This window comes from Caldicellulosiruptor hydrothermalis 108, assembly GCF_000166355.1.
GTDB lineage: Bacteria > Bacillota > Thermoanaerobacteria > Caldicellulosiruptorales > Caldicellulosiruptoraceae > Caldicellulosiruptor > Caldicellulosiruptor hydrothermalis.
In genome coordinates this window covers 955,367-969,582 of record NC_014652.1, presented here as the reverse complement: position 1 = coordinate 969,582, position 14,216 = coordinate 955,367, and the positions used below count along the sequence as shown (strand labels likewise).

Genomic DNA, 14,216 nt, shown 5'->3' with positions numbered 1-14,216 from the left:
TTTACTTTGCCTCCTTTACATTTACAATTGTTCCTATGTTCTCGCCCATAACAGCCTTGAGAATATTTCCTTTTGCAAGTTCAAACACCAAAATAGGAATTTCATTGTCCATGCACATAGATGTTGCTGTTGAGTCCATAACCTCAAGTCGCTGATTGATGACATCTAAGTAAGTGATAAAGTCATACTTTTTAGCATTTGGATTTTTCTTCGGGTCACTGTCATAGACACCGTCTACTTTTTTTGCAAGAAGTATTGCCTCTGCGTCAATCTCAGCAGCACGCAAAGCTGCTGCAGTGTCTGTTGAGAAGAAAGGATTGCCTGTGCCACATGCGAAAATCACAACCCTGCCCTTTTCCAAGTGGCGAATTGCTCGGCGTCGGATGTACGGCTCTGCAATCTGTCTCATCTCGATTGCGCTCTGGACTCTTGTCGGAATGCCTCTTTTTTCAAGAATGCTCTGAAGTGCAAGTGAATTAATAACAGTTGCAAGCATTCCCATATAGTCGGCTGTTGCCCTGTCTATGTGTTCAGCACTTCTTCCTCTGAAGAAGTTGCCGCCACCGACCACAATAGCAACTTCCACTCCAAGCTCCCTTACCTTTTCAATCTCTTCACAGATGGTTTCAACAACCTGCCAGTCAATTCCAAAACCCTTTTCACCGCCCAAAGCTTCACCACTTAATTTTAATATTACCCTTTTGTATTTTGGCTTAACCATTTTTATCTTCTCCTTCTTTACGATAATATTTTACAAACAAAGATGCCCGTATATCAAGAGTTTTTGCTCAAAAAAAGGGAACACCACTTTTCAATAAAATAGTGTTCCCTTCCTCTGCCATATTTAAAATTTTAACATGAAGCAGCCTTTTCAATTCCTTCTCCTCTTTCAAATCTTGCAAATCTTCTTATAACAATATTTTCGCCAATTTTTGCAATTTTTTCTGTGAGCAAGTCTTTTATCTTCATATCAGGGTTTTTAATCCAAGGCTGCTCAAGCAAGCAAACCTCTTCAAAGAACTTTTCAAGCCTACCCTCAACAATTCTGTCAACAACATTTTCTGGCTTTCCTTCATTCAAAGCCTGCTGTCTTAAAATTGCCTTTTCTTTTTCAATTACATCAAGAGGCACCTCTTCTCTTGAAACATATTTTGGATTTGCTGCTGCAATCTGCATAGCAATATCCTTTGCAAATTGTCTAAACTCCTCATTTCTTGCAACAAAGTCTGTCTCGCAATTTATCTCTACCAAAACACCAATTCTGCCATTTCCATGGATATAGCTTTCAACAATACCTTCTGCCGCAACACGTGAAGCCTTCTTTGCAGCCTTTGCAAGGCCTCTTTCTCTCAAAAGTTCTATTGCCTTGTCCATATCGCCGCCTGCATCTTCTAAAGCCTTTTTGCAGTCCATCATACCAGCACCTGTTTTTTCTCTGAGCTCCTTCACCATCTCAGCAGTAATCATGAAAAATCCCTCCTACAATTGTTTGATAAAAAACATATTATTCTTCATCTATGCCATCATCAACTGTTATCTCCATCTGTTCAGACGCTTTGTCAGTTTCTTGAGATGAAGTTGTAGCAGGTGTAAACTGCTCACCTTCTCTTCCCTCAATCACAGCATCTGCAATTTTAGATGTAATGAGCTTTACAGCACGGATTGCATCATCATTTCCAGGAATTACATAGTCAATCTCGTCAGGGTCGCAGTTTGTATCGACAATCGCAACTATTGGAATCCCAAGCTTTCTTGCCTCAAGCACAGCATTTCTTTCTTTTCTTGGGTCAACAATGTACAGAATGTCGGGAATGCGTGGCATATTCTGAATACCACCAAGATACTTCAAAAGCCTTTCTTTCTCTTTCCTCAAGAGATTTACTTCTTTCTTGGGCAGAACTTCGAATGTTCCATCTTCTTCCATTCGCTGGAGCTCTTTTAACCTTTCTATTCTTGTCTTTATTGTTCTGAAGTTGGTCAAAAGTCCACCAAGCCATCGTTGATTGATGTAAAACATTCCGCATCTTTCTGCTTCTTCTTTGATTGTCTCTTGAGCTTGCTTTTTTGTTCCAACAAAGAGCACAATTTTACCTTCTGCTACCTGAGACTTTACAAACTCATAAGCTTCGTCCATTTTCTTTACTGTCTTTTGAAGGTCAATGATATAAATCCCATTTCTTTCAGTAAAGATGTACTCAGCCATCTTGGGATTCCATCTGCGTGTCTGATGACCGAAATGCACACCTGCTTCAAGAAGCTGTTTCATAGTTAAAACTGGCATCTTCTTTTTACCTCCCTCAATTCGGTTTTTCTTCGAGCCGGATAATAAGAAGGCTTTTTATGCCTTCCACCGAAGATTTCCGACTCTGCTTTTTTACAAAGCCGACAATATTATAGCACAGGTTAATATTAATAACAAGACAATATTGTTTTTTTGCTAAAATTTTTATATAATCATATCTGCAAAACCCCCCAAATTTTATTTTGAAGGTCTATATCCAAAAAAAGAGGTCGTGGCAAGTTGCCATGACCTCTTTTTCTTTATATCTTTTCCAGCACAAATCCTTTTTCTCTTGCATCATTGTAAGAAAACACATTTCGGGTGTCAATAATAATTGCCTGAGAAGGAGGAATATACTCAAAAATTTTTTCAAATTCTATCCCATGCTGCTTTGCTAAAATCAAAACAAGCTGTGTATCTTTCAAAGCTTCTTGCAAACTCTCAACTTTAAAATCATATTCGGTTTTTACCGCAGGGTCAAACGCTTTAACCTCAACACCTCGAACTTTTAAATTCTTAATTATTTCAATGGCAGGGCTGAGCCTGTCGTCAGAAGAGTAATCTTTCATTGCAATGCCAAGCACTGCAACCTTTTTTGAACATTTATACTTTTCAATAGTCTTCATAACAAGGTCGGAGATATAATTAGGAATGCCTTCGTTGAACATTCTTGCTGTTTTAGAAAGTTTAAGCTCAATACCTAACTCCTGTGCCTTTGCATCTAAATAATAAAATGCGTTAGGAATGCAAAATCCTCCAACGCCAGGCCCAGGATACAAGAGATTTACCCTCTTGTGAGTGTTTGCAACCTTTATCACCTCAAATATATCAAGGTTCATTGCCTTTGTAAATCTCTCAAACTCGTTTACCATCGCAATATTTATATCCCTTTGCAGATTCTCAATCACCTTTGCTGTCTCAACAACTTCAAACGAAGATGCAACAATTATCTCTTCCTTGCAAATCACCTTAATCAAATCAACAGCTCTTCTTACGCTATTTTCACAAAATCCCGCCAGAGCAGTTGGCATATTTTCAAACTCTTCAAAAGCCTTCCCCTCTGCAATTCTCTCTGAGGCATAGGCTAAATAAAAGTCCTCTCCACATTTCAAGCCACTCTCTTCTAATATCGGAAGAAATATGTTTCTTGTTGTACCTGGAACAACCGTTGATCGCAAAAGTATTAGCTGATTTTTTCTCAAGTTTTTGCTTATCTCTTTGGCGCACGAAATGAGATAATCAAAGTAAGGTTTTCCACCATAAACAGGTATTGGAACCGTGACTATTACATCATCACAAGCTTCAAGCGCCTGCTTGTAATTTACCATGGGAATAAAGTTTCCATTTTCAAGCTGCTCCTTTAAAATCTCCTGTATTGTTTTTCCATTGTAACTTTCTAAATGGTGAGTCACTCCCTTTTTAAGTTCCTCAATCAATTTTTCATTGCTATCAACACCAAAGACTTTATAACCCTTCATTGCAAACGAAAGAGCAAGTGGAAGACCAACATATCCAAGGCCAATTACACATACGCTATTCAATGTTTATCCCTTCCCTCTTTAGTATCTCGATAATTTGAGCTACTCTGCTATCCCAGGAGGTTTGCTTTGCATACTCTATTCTTTTTTCTATCTTTTCAATATTAGGATTTTGTGCCTCCTGCAGAGCTTGAATGCATTTTACAAGCATATCTTCATAGTTTTTGCCGATATACACAACATCAGAAAATTCTTCTACCTGAGGCATAGAAGTTGAAACAATTGGTTTTCCGGTTGCCAAATATTCATAAAATTTCAGCGGGCTTACATTCTCTGAGAGCTTGTTTGTTCTGAATAAGTTTAAGCAAACATCAAATTGAGAGACATACTGCGGCAAATCCCTGTGATCAATCCTTCCAAGCAAATAAACATTGCTCAGCTTCTTTAAATTATCCACGCTCACACCAGCACCTACAGGTCCTATCAAAACAAAAGACCACTCTCTTTTTTCTTTTGCTAAATATTCTATAAGTTGAGTGTCAATCCATGTGTGGATAACACCTACAAAGCCAAAGATAGGATGGGGAATATTCTTCATCTTATCGGGTACAGGCAGTTTATTTGAAGCTCTATTAAAATGTTCAAACTCGGCACCGTTTGGTACAAGATATGTGTGAGCATTTAATTGTTTTAGTTTATTATAAAGTCCTTGTGTTGTTGTAAAAACTACATTACTCTTTTGAGCAAGCTCATCTTCCATGCTCTCAACCAAAGCCTTGTCAATAAATCCTTGAAACTCTGAATGTTTATCTATACAGTCGTAAACCAAAAAGCTGTAAGAAAGATGTTCAAGAAGATCAACAGTGTTTGGCATGTAGGTCCATATTATAGGTGATTTTAAATCAAAGTTCTGATAGATAACTTCTTTAACAAAATTTGCTATCATTTTTTGATTGAACTTATTGATAGCTCTTTTCTTGTTATAAAAAGGAATAATTGGTGGCAGAGCAAATACAAAAAGGTTTTCTTTTATTCTCTTTGGAGACTTTCTAAATCTTGTAAGGTAAGGTCTCAAACTTGGATCTTTTAATGGACCTATCAGGGTCACAGGCGGGTCTAAATAAAATATTCTACAGTTTTGCGGCATTCTTTTCATTATCTGCTGTTTACGTGTTGGTATAGGATCCCACGGCGTTGTTGAAAAACAAATTATATCTATCATCTTCTCTCAGTCCCTTAGTAATTTTTTTGAAACTCTTTTTACAAATCTTAAGATACAATATTTTTGGCAGCCCAGTCAACAAAAAATTCTAAAATCTCTTGACCAAGCTCAATAATTTGTAATACTATGGTCTTGATAAACTATTGTTGTGGAGGGAGAAACAAACATGAAAATAATGGATCAAAAAGGAAGACTATTTGGAATTATCAACATTGTTGACCTTATCTTGATAGTGCTGATTGTAGCAATTGCATGGGTAGGGTTTGCAAAGATTTCATCACATGCAAAATCATCCGAAAATACTCCGCAGGATGAATTTGTGGAAATCAAGCCGGGCGAAGCAATCATCAATGTAAAAATTCCTCTTGCTGACCCTGTTATGGCTCAGTCTCTTCACAAAAACGATTATTTGGTAACTGGCGACACTTTGACAAAATCATACATTCAGGACATTCAAATAAAAGATGGAATATATGAAAGAACATCATCAGACGGCAAAGTTGTTGTCGCAACTCACCCATACAAGAAAGATGTCTATCTTACTATCTATGGCTACGTAACTTTGCAAGGAGCAACAATAAAGCTTGACAAGCAAACAGTCAGAGTTGGAAAGACATTTTATGTAAAGACAAGAACTACAGAACTTGTTGGAGTTGTAACTGGAGTGAAAATTGTAAAAGAATAAGGCTGGTGGAAACATGATTAAAAAAAGTTATTCTTACAAATTAGCTTTGTTATTAGCAAGATATTTAAAGGAGAGCAGAATATATGAGCTTGTTTCCAAGCTATTTTATCTTTCAAGATACTCAGCAGTCTTCGAACTTGTAAGAAAAAAGCCAAAAGAAGACTACATACAACAATCTCTTTTTTTTAGGACTCTTTTGAATTTTTATAGCAAAATTATAAATGGCATACATCAGGTACTTTTAGCTTCAAAAAGTTTGTGGTCACACAGTTTTTTGGTTTATGTTGCCCGTGAACAGATAAGATTTATGAAAGAAAAACCCGCCTTTTTCTGCATTTTTTATGCTTTTATCTTTTACACTGGCTTTATAGCTGGAAAAATTGTAAAAGGTGGGCTCTCAATAAAAAGTCTATTGTTGTGGGCCATCTTGCTACTGCTAAATTTCTTCTGCATTCAAGATGCCAAGAGGAAGTTCTCAAAAGACAGTATAATTATCAAATTTTTTAAAGACATTTTTGTCTGAAAAATAGATTGTGAAAGGTGAAATAGAATGGTTGAAAAGAAAACTTTATATATTACCTCTTTTTTGATATTTCTATTAGGAATTACAAGTAGCTTAATCTCTGTAAAAGTTGGCATACTTGCGCTTGGTCTGTTTTTGCTTGTGCTGATAACGTTAGAAGACCCTTCAAAACTCTTGTGGGGTGTTGTGCTTTATGCTTTTGTGGATTTTCTTTTCAGAAAACTTTCTATTTTAAGCGGTTTTGCTTCTGTGTGGGATGAAGCGCTATTTTTGATAATTGTCCTTGCGCTGTTTTTAAAGTCAATTATAAAAAATCAATCAAGTTTGAGAGTTTCTCCTTTAGACGTATACATTCTGATTTTTTTACTTGTCTGTGTGTTTTTACTGTTTAAAAATTCGCCCAATATGAGAATAGCTATAGAAGGGTTTAGAGTATACGCAGAGTATGCCTTATGGTTCTTTGTCGGACTGTGGCTTTTAAAAGACGCAAAGCAGTTTGAAAGGATTATTACAATATTTATCCTGATGATGTTCATAATATCCATCTATGGCATATACCAGTATATTATTGGTGTTGAAATACCCTCAAGCTGGATTGATAGTAGTAGAGAGACGTATATAAGAACAAGAGTGTTTTCAATTATAGGAAGTCCAAATGTTCTTGGAAGTCTTTTGGCAATGTCAATCCCGTTTGTACTTCCATATGTGCTTTATGAGAAAAATATTAAAAAGAGAATTTATTATTCGGTTGTGCTGATTTCAATGATTGCCTGCCTTGGGTTTACATTTTCAAGAGGAGCATGGCTTGCATTTTTGTTTTCAATGCTTCTTTTTGGTTTTTTCATAGACAAAAAAGTTCTGGGAATTCTTTTTGCTATATTTGTATCAGTCCCTATTTTAGCACCTTCAATTGTAATGAGGGTTCTTTATATGCTCAGCTCTGAGTATGCCAAAAGCAGCGCAAGGGCAGGAAGAATTGCTCGCTGGACAAAAGCATACGAAATTTTAATGCAGCATCCTCTCTTTGGAGTTGGATTTGGAAGATTTGGCGGTGCGGTTGCAAAGAGAAATATAGCCAATGCGTTTTACGTTGATAATTTTTACCTTAAAAGTGCTGTTGAAATGGGAATTATTGGAGTGGGTATTATGATATTTTTATTCATAATAGGACTTTTATTCGCTGCAAGAACTGTAAAACATCTGCGCTCAAAAGAATTGAAGAATATAGCAAGCGGAGTGCTCATTGGTCTTGCAACAGTCCTGCTGCACAACGTGGTTGAAAACATCTTTGAAGTTCCAATGATGACAACATATTTCTGGCTGTTTTTGGGATTTTTGTTTGCTCTCAAATCAGTAGAAGATAAAAGCCAATTTTTTGAGCAGAAGAACATCTACAACAATGGGGGAAGCTAAAAGATGCCATTTGACGGAGTTGTCCTAAGTGCTCTTAAAAAAGAGTTAATTTCGGAGCTTGTAGATGGCAAAGTTGAAAGAATATATCAGCCAAATCAGTTTGAGGTAAACCTTTATGTCTACAAATTTGGCAGTACAAAAAAACTCATTATTTCTGCAAATCCTTCTTTGCCAAGGATATATATTTCACCAAGGCAAAAGAAAAACCCAGAAGTTGCTCCAAATTTCTGTATGATTTTGCGCAAGAACTTGCTTGGTGCAAGGCTTGTCGGAATTTATCAGGAAGGGTTAGAAAGAATTTTGAAGATAGAGTTTGAGACAAAGAGTGAGCTGGGTGACTTAGAGACCAAATATCTTATATTTGAAATGATGGGAAGGCACAGCAACATATTCTTGGTAGATTCCAACTACAAAATTATTGATGCTATAAAAAGGCTATCATTCGAAGACTCACCAAGACCAATTTTACCTGGAGTCAAATACACATTGCCGCCAGTTTTGACAAAGAAAAATCCTATTGAAGTTTCGTTTGATGAATTTATATCATTTTTTAAATCCTCAAATAAAAGTCCAGAAAATATCTTGACTGACAATCTTTCTGGAATTAGCAAACAATTTGCGAATGAAGTTATCTTGCGTGCACAAGTTTTTGAAAAAAGTCTTGAAAATAAGGATACAATTAAAAGGATTTTTGATTCTTTAAAAGAATTATTATATTGTATAGTCGAAAAAGGGGAGATACTTCCAACACTCTATACTGAAAAAGGAAACGTTGTAGACTTTTATGCTATCGACTTGAAATGTTACACTGCTTACCCCAAGAAACATTTTTCAAATCTAAATTCGTGTATAGACGAATACTATTTTAAAAAAGAACAATACACAGTATTTATTGAGAAACGTCAACATCTTCAGAAGATTATAGAACAAAATATAAAAAAGCTGAGCCAAAAATATGAGCAGAACATTCAAAAAATACAAGAGGCTAAAAATGCCGAGGTTTACAAAAAATATGGTGACCTAATTTTAGCAAATCTTTACCAGGCAAAAGAGACAAACCAGGATTTTATTGAAGTTATTGATTATTACAGTGAAGATTTGTCTACCATAAAAATTCCGCTTGAAAAAGACAAAGATTTGAAACAGAATGCTGAGAGGTACTATAAGCTTTACAATAAGCTCAAAAAAGCTGAAGAGTATGCAAAAGGTGAGATTACCGAAATTGAGAGAGAACTTGAATTTCTGCAAAGTTTAGAAGCACTGTTAGATAAAAGCCAAGAGATAGAAGACCTTTTGAGTATTGAAGAAGAGTTAGAAAAAGAAGGTTATATCAAAACTCAGGCAGAAAATGCAGGTCAGCAAAAGAAAAAAGAAAATCAGAAATCAAAACCTCACCACTTTATCAGCTCAGATGGATTTGACATATATGTGGGAAGAAACAACCTACAGAATGATTTTCTCACCATAAGATTTGCTTCAAGCCATGACATCTGGCTTCACACCCAAAAGATTCCCGGCTCTCATGTTATAATTCGAACAAACAACAAAGAAGTCCCGCAAACAACCTTGATTGAAGCTGCACTTCTTGCAAGCTACTTTAGCAAAGCCAAGCATTCAACAAAAGTGCCGGTTGACTATACCTTTGTAAAGTATGTAAAAAAACCGCCCAAATCCAAGCCAGGTTTTGTTATATATGATAATTTCAAGACTATCATTGTTGATTCACCTGAAAATATTGATAACTTTAACAAAGTTGAGTAATGGCTTCTATGTTTAACTATTGAAATAAACTAAAAATATGGACGGGAGGGATTTTGAATGCCAAAAGAAGGTAACTGCGTGGTTGCGCAATCAGGTGGACCAACTGCTGTCATCAACGCATCGCTTCTGGGTGTTATTGAAGAAGCTATGAAACAGCACCCAATCCGTGCTATTTATGGTGCTAAAAATGGAATCATTGGTCTTATTGATGAAGAGCTTTACGACCTCAGAATGGAAGACCCTGAAGAGTTAAAACTTTTAAAGACAACTCCATCCTCTGCTTTAGGTTCTTGCAGGTATCAGCTCAAGCCTTTTGAACATGATGAAAAAGACTATATCAAGATTTTCAATGTATTTGAGGCGCACAACATCCGCTACTTTTTCTATATAGGCGGAAATGACTCAATGGACACAGCTGACAAGCTCACACGATATGCACAAAAAATTGGGTATGACATTTGCATAATTGGAATTCCAAAGACAATTGACAATGACCTTGTGATGACAGACCACTGCCCGGGTTTTGGAAGTGCTGCAAAGTACATTGCAACATCTGTGATGGAGATTGCAAGAGATGCAGTGGTGTACCCAACAAACATTGTTACTATAATTGAAGTGATGGGAAGAAACGCTGGCTGGCTTGCAGCAGCATCTGCACTGGCATCCAAAGATATAGGCGCACCAGATTTAATATACCTTCCTGAAGTTCCATTTTCAATTGACAAGTTTTTGGATGATGTAAGAAATATCCACAAAAAAACTGGAAAGATCACTATTGTGGTTTCAGAGGGCATAAAAGACAAAGAAGGAAAGTATATTGCTGATATGAGCCACAAGTTTGGAATAGACGCGTTTGGACATGTACAGCTTGGCGGAGCAGCATTTGTTTTAGAGAACATCATCCGCGAAGAAGTGGAAAAGAGAGTAAAATCAATTCAATTCAACGTACTGCAGCGCAGTGCTGCTCATATCATGTCCAAAACTGATGTTGAAGAAGCGTACATGGTTGGACGTATGGCAGTAAGGTACGCGGTTGAAGGCGCTTGTGGATACATGGTAGCAATAAAACGCGACAGTGACAATCCTTATTCAAGTTCGACAGAACTTGTTGAGCTGAACAAGGTTGCAAACGCTGAAAAGCTTGTCCCACTTGCATGGATCTCACATGACGGCAACTATGTAAAAGAAGATGCTCTAAATTATATCCAACCGCTCATTGAAGGTGAAGTTGAAGTCAAGTACGAAAGAGGTCTTCCTCGATATGCAAAGCTCAGAAAGATAATGGTGCCAAAGAAGGTTGTATAAATCACAAAAAAGCGGGAGCTGGGACCAAAAGTCCTGCTCCCGCTTTAATTTTTACTGTGACTGAGCCATTTCAGATGAAGATGTAGATGCCTTTTCTTTTTTGACTATTACTGTATTTCCATCAACATAGTCTACTATAAACTCATCGCCCTGTTTTATCTTCCCTTCCAAGATAGCCTCTGAAATCTTGTCTTCTACCATGCTCTGGATAGCTCGTTTTAGCGGTCTTGCACCGAACACAGGGTCAAATCCTTTTTTAGCAATTGCTTCAACCAAGGAGGTAGTAAACTCTGCATAGTACTCGCTTGCTTTTATCCTCTCCTGCAAGTTTTTGAGCATTATCTCTACAATCTTTTTGACATCATCTTCATCAAGCGGATGGAAGACTATGATTTCATCAATTCTGTTCAAAAACTCTGGCCTGAAAGTTTTCTTAAGCTCACCCATGACATTTTCTTTTATCTGTTCATATGTCCTTTGCTTTTCATCTTCTGAAGTTGAAAAACCTAACTTTTTGGGGTTTGTAATGAGGTTTGCACCAATGTTAGATGTCATAATGATAACAGTGTTTCGGAAGCTAACCGTTCTTCCCTGCGAGTCTGTGAGCCTTCCATCGTCAAGTATCTGCAAAAGCAGGTTGAAAACATCAGGATGCGCTTTTTCTATTTCATCAAACAGCACAACAGAGTAAGGTCTTCTTCTGACCTTTTCGGTAAGCTGGCCACCTTCTTCATACCCAACATAGCCTGGAGGCGAACCAATGAGCTTTGACACGTTGAACTTTTCCATATACTCCGACATGTCGATTCTTATCATAGCATCTTCTGTACCAAACAGTGCTTCTGCCAAAGCCCTTGCAAGCTCTGTCTTACCAACACCAGTAGGTCCAAGGAAGATAAACGAACCAATTGGTCTTTTCGGGTCTTTGAGACCAACTCTCCCTCGTCGTATAGCCCTTGCAACAGCCTTGACAGCCTCATCCTGACCAACAACTCTTCTGTGCAAAACCTCTTCAAGCTTTAAAAGTCTTTCAGACTCATCTTCGGTAAGTTTATTTACCGGAATCCCTGTCCAGCTTGATACAATGTATGCTATATCATCTTCTGTAACAATTGGCTGTGTCTTTTGCTGATCATTTGTCCATGAATTTTTTATCTTTTCAAGTTCCTGGCGAAGCTTCATTATCTCATCTCTTATCTTTGCAGCTTTTTCATACTCCTGAAGCCTTATAGCCTCTTCCTTTTCCTTTTCAAGCTTTTCAATCTTCTCTTCAAACTCCTTCACATGCGGTGGCAAAGTGTACATTCTGAGTCTCACTCTTGATGCTGCCTCATCAATAAGGTCAATTGCTTTGTCCGGCAAGTATCTATCTGTAATATATTTCGTAGACAGCTCAACAGCAGCTTTTATAGCCTCATCAGTTATCTTTACGCCATGATGAGCTTCGTATTTGTCTCTAAGACCTTTTAAAATCTGTATAGCCTCTTCAGGTGTTGGCTCACCAACCAAAATTGGTTGGAATCTTCGCTCCAGTGCAGCGTCCTTTTCTATGTGTTTTCTGTACTCATCAAGAGTTGTTGCACCAATGACCTGTATCTCACCGCGTGCAAGAGCAGGTTTTAAGATGTTTGACGCATCAATTGCACCTTCGGCTGCACCAGCACCAATTATGGTGTGCATCTCATCAATAAACAGAATTACATTTCCTGCTTTTCTAACCTCTTCCATAGCTTTTTTGAGCCTTTCTTCAAACTCTCCTCTGAACTTTGACCCTGCAACCATAGCAGAAAGGTCTAAAGCCACAACCCTTTTATTCCTCAAAAGTTCAGGAACATTTCCTTCTACAATCTTCTGTGCAAGCCCTTCAACAATAGCAGTCTTACCAACACCTGGCTCACCAATCAAGCACGGGTTGTTCTTTGTTCTTCTTGACAAAATCTGGATGACTCTTTCTATTTCCTTTTCACGGCCAATTACAGGGTCAATTTTGCCCTCGAGCGCAAGCTGGGTGAGGTCTCTGCTAAACTGATTTAATGTTGGAGTGTTCTGTGTTTGGAAATTGATCTGCTGCTGAGGAGATACACCACCAACATTTTTTGCATCCTCGTTCAAAAGCTTCATTATCTCTTCAAAAAGTCTCTGCGGGTCAACACCAAGGTCCATTAAAATCCTCACAGCTACACTTTCTCCTTCTCTCATTATAGCAAGAAGGATATGTTCTGTGCTGATATAGCTGCTGCCAAGTCTTCGCGCTTCCATAAAGGCAATCTCAAACACTCTTTTTGTCCTTGGCGTAAAACCTGTTGGTGGCTGTGGAAGCTGATAATCACCCCGTCCAATCAGTTCTTCAATCTCATCAATCACCTTTTCTTCAGTGACACCTTGGCTGTGTAAAACCCTTGCAGCAATGCCACCACCTTCTCTTATAAGTCCCAAAAGCAAATGTTCTGTTCCAACATAGTTATGGCCAAGCTCAGCAGCAGCCTGCTGCGCAAGCATTATTGCTTTCTCAGCTCTCTCTGTAAACCTTCCTTGAAACATATTAATTCTTCCCTCCCTATTCCAAAATTTTTCTTATGAGTTCTGCTCTTTTTATGTCTCTTTCCTCTGGTGTCATTTCCCTGCCAAAGTAGTCTTGGATAATAGCAGGCTGAATTAAATTCAAAAGCACATCCAGCTTGTCGATTGTTGTCTCCTTTATTATACCCATACTGATACCCATTCTCACATCAGATATGAGTTTTAAAGCTTCGTTTGAAGAGATATTCCTTGCATATTTCAAAATTCCATAAGCTCTGTAGACCTTGTCTTCAACAAAAGCTCTGTTTTCGCTCAAAAGCCTCAACCTTGCTTGCTGTTCCTGCTCTATTATCTGATTTGTAATTGAAACTACATTTGCTATAATGTCTTCTTCAGGCTGACCCAAGGTTATCTGATTAGAAATCTGATACAGGTTTCCTGCGGCCTCACTTCCCTCACCATAAAACCCTCTCACTGCAATCCCCAGCTTTGTTATTGTATCAATTATTCCTTTCATGTACCCCAGAAGTGTCAGGGCAGGAAGATGAAGCATAAAAGATGCTCTCAGTCCTGTTCCAACATTTGTGGGACATGAAGTAAGGTAGCCCCATGTTTCGTCATAGGCATAAGGAAGATGCTGTTCCAAAAAGTCGTCAATCCTGTTTGCATCTTCCCATGCCTTTTGTATTTCCTGCCCCCTGTAAAGAACCTGAATTCTAAGATGATCTTCTTCATTTATCATAATGCTGATATTCTCATTTTGGTCAATTGCCACAGCACTTTTTATTTTTGATGATGCAAGTGCAGGTGATATCAAATGCTTTTCTATCAGCACCTGACGTTTTATAAGAGGTAGCTTTTTTATCTCGAAAAAATCGAAATGATACTGCTTGTTTTTTAAGATTACATCCCTCACCCTATCTATAACATTTGAGGCATCATAGTCATTCATCTTTATGGTAAAAGGCACATCAGAAAGATTCCTTGCAAGCCTTATCCTGCTTGTTACAACAATATCATTCATCGTG

General features: G+C 37.7%; 11 protein-coding genes. 4 read left to right on the top strand and 7 right to left on the bottom strand.

Features of this window, described 5'->3' with window-relative positions; translation table 11 throughout:
• Position 1 precedes the first annotated feature (1 nt).
• The 5 genes from pyrH to CALHY_RS04675 form a co-directional block, all read right to left on the bottom strand.
• On the bottom strand, positions 2–721 hold the full coding sequence (gene pyrH, locus CALHY_RS04695) for a UMP kinase (protein WP_013402855.1): 720 nt from the start codon (positions 719–721) through the stop codon (positions 2–4).
• Positions 722–852: 131 nt separating this feature from the next.
• Positions 853–1,467: a translation elongation factor Ts gene (gene tsf / locus CALHY_RS04690; RefSeq protein WP_013402854.1), complete on the bottom strand. Its 615-nt coding sequence runs from the start codon at positions 1,465–1,467 to the stop codon at positions 853–855.
• 37 nt (positions 1,468–1,504) lie between these two features.
• Positions 1,505–2,281 (bottom strand): 30S ribosomal protein S2, encoded by a 777-nt coding sequence (gene rpsB, locus CALHY_RS04685; protein ID WP_013402853.1) that lies wholly within the window; start codon positions 2,279–2,281, stop codon positions 1,505–1,507.
• Between the two features lie 260 nt (positions 2,282–2,541).
• Entirely contained in the window at positions 2,542–3,822 is a 1,281-nt protein-coding gene (locus CALHY_RS04680) for a nucleotide sugar dehydrogenase (protein WP_013402852.1), read from the bottom strand.
• Positions 3,815–4,981: a glycosyltransferase gene (locus CALHY_RS04675; protein WP_013402851.1), complete on the bottom strand. Its 1,167-nt coding sequence runs from the start codon at positions 4,979–4,981 to the stop codon at positions 3,815–3,817. The genes CALHY_RS04680 and CALHY_RS04675 overlap by 8 nt, the downstream gene beginning before the upstream one ends.
• 166 nt (positions 4,982–5,147) lie before the next feature.
• Between CALHY_RS04675 and CALHY_RS04670 the strand changes: the two genes are divergently transcribed.
• The 4 genes from CALHY_RS04670 (at position 5,148) to CALHY_RS04650 (ending at position 10,668) form a co-directional block, all read left to right on the top strand.
• Positions 5,148–5,666 carry a DUF4330 domain-containing protein gene (locus CALHY_RS04670; RefSeq protein ID WP_013402850.1) on the top strand — a complete coding sequence of 173 codons (519 nt, stop codon included), beginning with the start codon at positions 5,148–5,150 and terminating at the stop codon, positions 5,664–5,666.
• Positions 5,667–6,216: 550 nt separating this feature from the next.
• The gene (locus tag CALHY_RS04660) at positions 6,217–7,602 is read left to right on the top strand and encodes an O-antigen ligase family protein (protein ID WP_013402848.1); all 1,386 of its coding nucleotides are present in this window, start codon (positions 6,217–6,219) and stop codon (positions 7,600–7,602) included.
• Between the two features lie 3 nt (positions 7,603–7,605).
• On the top strand, positions 7,606–9,363 hold the full coding sequence (locus tag CALHY_RS04655) for an Rqc2 family fibronectin-binding protein (protein ID WP_013402847.1): 1,758 nt from the start codon (positions 7,606–7,608) through the stop codon (positions 9,361–9,363).
• Between the two features lie 57 nt (positions 9,364–9,420).
• Positions 9,421–10,668, top strand: a complete 1,248-nt coding sequence (locus CALHY_RS04650) for a 6-phosphofructokinase (RefSeq protein WP_013290916.1) — start codon at positions 9,421–9,423, stop codon at positions 10,666–10,668.
• Between the two features lie 51 nt (positions 10,669–10,719).
• Here the strand turns inward: CALHY_RS04650 and CALHY_RS04645 are convergent, their stop codons facing one another.
• Both CALHY_RS04645 and CALHY_RS04640 read right to left on the bottom strand, forming a co-directional pair.
• Positions 10,720–13,209, bottom strand: coding sequence for an ATP-dependent Clp protease ATP-binding subunit (locus CALHY_RS04645; protein ID WP_013402846.1), 2,490 nt, complete (start codon positions 13,207–13,209; stop codon positions 10,720–10,722).
• A 16-nt stretch (positions 13,210–13,225) separates the two neighbouring features.
• Complete coding sequence (locus tag CALHY_RS04640) at positions 13,226–14,212, bottom strand: protein arginine kinase (protein WP_013402845.1); 987 nt, start codon at positions 14,210–14,212, stop codon at positions 13,226–13,228.
• Positions 14,213–14,216 lie beyond the last annotated feature (4 nt).